The sequence below is a fragment of the Bacteroidia bacterium genome, assembly GCA_026932145.1.
Lineage (GTDB): Bacteria > Bacteroidota > Bacteroidia > J057 > JAIXKT01 > JAIXKT01.
Genome location: JAIXKT010000030.1, coordinates 19,412 through 24,734 on the forward strand (window position 1 = coordinate 19,412; position 5,323 = coordinate 24,734).

Genomic DNA, 5,323 nt, shown 5'->3' on the forward strand with positions numbered 1-5,323 from the left:
CAAGGCAAAAACTCAGAAGACTTTATCCACCAATTTACGATTAACATAACACTACTTTACTTTAATGATTTGTTCAGTGGCTTTCCATGTAGGAGTGAAAATCTGGATGTGATAAGTTCCGGCAGCAAAATCCGTAGTTGGGATTTCTACTTCATTTGAACCTGCTGTTCGGTTCTGCGATTTCTCCCATACCAACTGCCCCGTTTCATTATACAACTTAATTGTAACTAATTCGTCTTCTGTCAAACTAAAGGAAACCGTACATGAGTTATGGGTAGGATTCGGATATATATATAAACTTTGCTGAGTTTCTCCGGTGATAATTGCCTCAACACTATGAGAATAGGTAAAAGAACCATCCTGATTAATCATTCTCAAACGATAATAATAGCGTTGATTTAAAACTACCGATTTATCCGAATATTCATAATTACGCTGGCCGGCATCTTTTACCGGTAACGTAACTATATTTGTGTAATGCTGTGAGTCTGTGCTTCTTTCCAAAGCATAGTTTGCGTCATTGGGTGAAGGGATCACAGTCCATTTTAACTCAATTTGATTATGTACTGGAGTTGCTTTAAAGTCAAGTAACTCAATGGGTTGTGGGTTATCAGAAACGCCAACTCCTTTTTCAGAGAAGGAGGTAACGCCGGTTCTGATAGCATATCCACTGGAATAAATCCTACCTGGTGATCCTGGTGTAGGGATAGAGCCACCACCTGTCCAAGCACTCTTTGAGGTAGAACCATTTGGACGGCTGCAAACGGTGAATAAATCATCAAAAGCACCGGAAAGACCTAAACCTTGCAGGGATAGCTTCAAATCATAGTTAATTGTTGTGATATTATTTGGGTTCAGTATCCAATAACCGTTGGGTCCGCAATCTGTTAAAATGATGCTATTAATAGTTGGCCAAGTTCCGGAAGAGTTAACTGCTGCGGCTGGATTAAAGCAAGCATAAATGGAGGGGGAAGAACCGGTTATTGAATTAATATTAACCTCTGCATAGCGATAGTTAGCTGTTCCAATGGCATCTATACCTACCGGGAATAAATAATTTCCGGAGGCTGCAACCTGTCTATAGAAATTACTACCGGTAGCAGCAAAGATATGACCCGATGTCCGTGTGATTGCTCCCACAGCAGTATTTGTAACGGCTATCAATCCTGCCCCTGTAGAGCGGAATAAGCCTTGCTGTAAGTTAAGTATATTGGAAATAGTAACTGCAGCTAAAGCTGTAACGCTTCCGGAGGGGTTATTTATCGTTAGGTTGTAAAAGGTAACTCCTGCGCAATTCATAGATTGAGTGCTATTTCCATTCATAACTACCGAATTTGAGGTTGTGTTATAGCTTCCTGATACGATAAAGTCTCCGGCTACTGAGTGTATATTTCCTCCTGTGTTAAATACACCCGAATTTAGCTGGAATGTTCCCAACATATCTAAGGCGGCATTTAAGTTTGTGGTGGTATTCGCAATAGATATATTTCCAAGCGCACTTGTACCACTCAGATTTCCGCTTAATGACTGTGTAACCCCATTCAAAGCTAATGTAGATAGATTATTGGCAGTAACCATGCCTGAATTAGTATAATTTCCTGTCAATGTAATGGTTACGCCGGAAGTAATCAAACGGCTCGATGCAGTAGCAATATTGATATTACCTACTACTTCTATGTCATTGGATAAGAGCACTGTTGTAGCACCAGATGCTTTATTTATTTCTAAATTTCCAAAGCGGCTGGTTCCACTAAAATTCCCTGCTATGGTATCATTTGCAGAAACATTGTCAAACAAGACTTTTGAAGTAACGTCTGCATTAAAAACGCCGGAATTGATAAAGTTGCCACAGATTCTTAGCTGCTGAGCTGCTGCTAAAGTTAGTGATGCACCGGCTGTAATATTCATCGTACGGCATTGCGCACCGGCAGAACCAATTAGCGGCTGATTAGTAGGTCCGGGTGTAATATACACATCGGTTGTGCAAGAAGGAACTTGGCAGCCCGCCCAATTTGTAGCCTTAAACCAGTCGTTATCCGTAGCACCTGTCCAGAATAATGTATTTGGCGCAGCTCCATAATCAATTATACCACCACCCGTAGAGGTGAGATCAATGGTAAATCCTGAGGTACTCTGGGTAAAGTTATTTATATTCAGGAGATAACGCTCGCCTGTATAAACCAAAGGTGAGATCTCATAGGCAGCGTCAAAGCCGGGATAAGCAATAGGTGAATTTCCTGAAGGTGTTGTTCCTGTTACTCCCAAATAGCTGTAATTACAAGCTACTTCATTATCGCCGCCCGTTGCCTGAATTTGCGCGCAATTTGTAATCGGCTGAGAACCACTGACAATTCGCCAGAGTACCCAGTCATAGTCAGTTTCATCCCCTGCTATCCCATTATAGTCATTCGGAATAATATTAAAGTTTAATACCCCGTTATTGGCAATATTAATTGTGTACCAGACCGAAGATCTTTCACCCCCTGTACAGTTTCCGCTACCATCATAGTCGCAAACGTTTCCTACGGCGGAATATCCCGGATTCCCTACGTTAAAATTAGCATTACAAACCGGTAGCGGGATGGAACAATCTTGGGAAGGCATTGCTGGATAAGACAGATTGCCGTCAATAGCTATGATTCCAAAAGTTCCCATTGCATTTTGATAGCCATCTACCCGCACATAGTAAGTTATGCCGGGTGTAAGTCCCACTAATATCATCTCTGAATTATAGTTTGTTGAGTAGCCGCAAGAAATCGCATCATCGTTACATTGACCTGCATAGGTTAAAGCTGCACAAGATCCTGAGTATAGAGCTATCTGCGTATTTTGTAGTGTTCCGGTGTTAGTTCTCACATTTACTTTTCCGGATGCAGGAGTTACAAATTTATACCATACTGTATTTAGCAGGCCGGCAGTCCAGCAGGCCGGGATTCCTAATGCACCTTCGCTAGCGCTTCCTGAGCAAGAATTATCGCCGCCGGAAGTTACTCCAAGTGTTAAAGCAGTTGCATTACAAGGTAAATCATTGGCCGGTGCACTACCACCGGATGGAGCAGAAATAGTTAAATTCGTAAAGGCATAGAAATTCGGGGTTGGGTAGCAATCTAAGACAACGAAATATTTGGTACCTGCATTTACACAGATATTTACGGAGCGTGAAGTTGATGTTCCATTTGAATAAGACATACAAGAACCGGCATTAGCACCGCAAGGTGTATTTGTGAGCGGGCAGCCTTCATATACCATTAAGGAGGCATCTTCAGAACCGGCCTTAGTTAGGGTTATGGTAACTTTACCGGAAGCAGCAGGCGTAAACACATAAACATTATCCATACCATTCAGGTAACTAGCGCCTCCACAAGTCATTGTGTTAGCACTGGTTAAGTCATTTCCATTATTGGTAGTACCAGCACCGGAAGCGTATGGTAGGGATGGTACCGTAACCACTCCGGCCCCTAATAGTGCTTCACATGGGTTTGGCCCCGGATTTGCAGATGTTGTGAATGAATATATCGGACAGCCAGTGGCATCGCCGGTCGTATTAGTAGGTACTACTTTCCAATAATATGTAGTGGTAGGAGAAAGTGTTACAAAATCATAAAACCCAACCAATCCTATCAATGTTCCATTATGGATATTAGAGGGAGGGTTATTCGTGCCAAAATACAGTTTATAGTTTTTCGCTGCCCCACAAACATCTCCTGTATCTGAAAATGCTAACCTTGTATTGATTGGGCAAATACCGGTTGCAGTATTCGCCGGAGAGTTATAGGTTAAGCAGGCAGGTAATGGTTCAGGAACAGCCGTTACTACAGCAGTAGTACTATTAGCGGATAATGAGGAATTAGTACAGGTTACTACACAACGATAATAGGTAGTAGCTGTAATAGGAGGTGCACTGTATGAGGCGGTAGTTGCGCCCGATATGTTTGTCCATGACGACCCATTGGGCGAAGACTGCCATTGGAAAGTAATACCACCGGCTACTGTATATCCGGATAAGGTAAGTGTTGGGTTGGTAGCTCCACAAAAGCCTGTTGGCGTTACTGATGCAGTGCCGGCAGTAGGTGTGCCGCTACACGGTAAAACAATTCTCAAATTATCAATACCAATATCTGTAAGTCCATAATCTGAAGTAGCTCTAAACCGGATAACGGTAGTCGCTGAAGTAGAAGTAACGTTGATAGACTGGGCTGTCCAGCCGGAATTACTATTAAAAGTGCCCAATGTAGTGGGAAACGTTGCGCCACCATCAGTAGATTGTAACACCACCAAGTTATCTGTACCGGATGTGTTGATGTAATCAAATGTAAATAATTTAGTTCCCGCAGGGCTACAGTTTACATATAAATCTAAGCTCCCCTGAGTTCCACTGCTGGTAGAATACGTGTGAAATCTTGCTGAATAGCTCCCTAAGGAAGAGGTAGGGTTGTAAAGACCATAACTTTCTGATGTCCATGCAGCAGTAGTACCTTGGTCATTACGCCGCCAAGAATTGTTGCCGGTAGTAGGGGTACTTCGCCAATTAATGGTAGGTAGCTCATAAGAATCACAAAAACTTACCCATGATTCAAAACTCTCAGCATAAGGTAAAGTCGCATACGTAACAGCGGAAGAAACGGTTATCAATATCGGGGTGCTGTTGGCGGAAAGCCCTGATGGCGTGCAGGTTACTCTGCAACGGTAATATTTGGTAGTACCGGGAACGCCACTATAGGTGGCACTCGTAGCACCGCCAATATTCGTATAGGTAACATTATCCGGTGAAGATTGCCATTGGTAAGTAAGACTACCCGCTAAGGTGGCACCGGTTAGCCAAAAATTAACCGTAGCCGTAGGACAAACTGTTGTCCCTGAGGCATTCGTAGTGCCGGCAGTAGGTGTGCCGCTACACGGTAAAACAATTCTCAAATTATCAATACCAATATCTGTAAGTCCATAATCTGAAGTAGCTCTAAACCGGATAACGGTAGTCGCTGAAGTAGAAGTAACGTTGATAGACTGGGCTGTCCAGCCGGAATTACTATTAAAAGTGCCCAATGTAGTGGGAAACGTTGCGCCACCATCAGTAGATTGTAACACCACCAAGTTATCTGTACCGGATGTGTTGATGTAATCAAACATGAGTTGTTTAGTTCCGGCAGGGCTACAGTTTACATATAAATCTAAGCTCCCCTGGGTTCCGCTGCTGGCAGAATACGTGTGAAATCTTGCTGAATAGCTCCCTAAGGAAGAGGTAGGGCTGTAAAGACCGGAGGCATCTGACGACCATACAGCGGTAGAGCCTTGGTCATTACGCCGCCAAGAATTGTTGCCGGTA

At 43.1% G+C, this 5,323-nt stretch carries 1 protein-coding gene; it reads right to left on the bottom strand.

Annotated features, from left to right (window positions below; genetic code table 11):
• Window positions 1-51: 51 nt before the first annotated feature.
• The coding region (locus LC115_07685; GenBank protein ID MCZ2356551.1) for a T9SS type A sorting domain-containing protein at window positions 52-5,323 on the bottom strand (5,272 nt) is incomplete at its 5' end.